Source organism: Acidimicrobiales bacterium, assembly GCA_030747595.1.
Classification (GTDB): Bacteria; Actinomycetota; Acidimicrobiia; order Acidimicrobiales; family MedAcidi-G1; genus UBA9410.
The window spans coordinates 1-962 of the sequence record JASLKK010000040.1 but is presented as its reverse complement, the minus strand read 5'-3'; the positions used below and the strand labels follow the sequence as shown (position 1 = coordinate 962).

Sequence of the window (962 nt, the reverse complement as noted above, 5' to 3'; positions counted from 1 at the left end):
CGACCATGTTCGTGGCCGAGCGGGGCGTGCCGTCGGTCTGGCTGATGGTGGCCACCGTGGTTGGAGGAACCCTGGCCGCGGGTGGTGCCAACGCCGTGAACATGGTGGTAGATCGCGACATCGACGGTTTGATGGAGCGGACCATGCACCGGCCACTGGTCCAGGGAGTCATGACGCCGCGTGCCGCGCTGGTCTTTGCGGTGTCTATCGAGGTAGCCGCCTTCGCATGGCTGTTCGCCACCGTCAACCTTCTGAGTGCCGTGCTGGCCGTGTCAGCGACCTTCTTCTACGTGTTCGTTTACACGCTGTGGCTCAAACGCACGACTACTCAGAACATCGTGATCGGCGGGGCGGCGGGGGCCGTACCGGTGCTGGTCGGGTGGTCAGCGGTCACCGAGACCCTGGGATGGCCACCGGTCATCCTGTTCCTGTTGATCTTCTTCTGGACCCCGCCCCACTTCTGGGCCCTGGCCATCAGGTACCGAGACGACTACCGGGCGGCCTCGGTTCCCATGCTCCCATCGGTGGTGAGCATCGAAGAGACGGTCCGCAAGATGATCCTCTACACGCTGGTACTAGTGGCTCTGACCGTGGTCTTCTCGCCGGTGGCCGACATGGGCGCCGTGTACCTCGTCTCTGCGCTGATCCTTGGGGCGGCCTTCGGAGCAATGGTGGAGGCCGTTCGACGCCAGCCGACCGAACGCACGGCCATGCGGTTGTTCTCCTTTTCGATCACCTACGTGACCCTGCTGTTCGGGGCCATGGTGGTCGACGTTCTGGTCTGAATGTGCGATCGGGACGACGGCCCGACACACCGGACGGGCCCGCACGGTTTTCCCCGTTCAAGTCAGCCCGGGGCCTCGCGGCCGACTAGATTGCGTCGGGCCTGTGGGCGCCGGAATCTCCGACGATCCGCCTAGCCTCATGTGGTCCGGGCCCGTCCGGATCGTTGCACGAGGGCA

At 64.9% G+C, this 962-nt stretch carries 1 protein-coding gene; it reads left to right on the top strand.

Features of this window, described 5'->3' with window-relative positions; translation table 11 throughout:
- Nucleotides 1–5: 5 nt before the first annotated feature.
- Nucleotides 6–785, top strand: a complete 780-nt coding sequence (locus tag QF777_11925) for a heme o synthase (protein MDP6912247.1) — start codon at nucleotides 6–8, stop codon at nucleotides 783–785.
- Nucleotides 786–962: the final 177 nt, after the last annotated feature.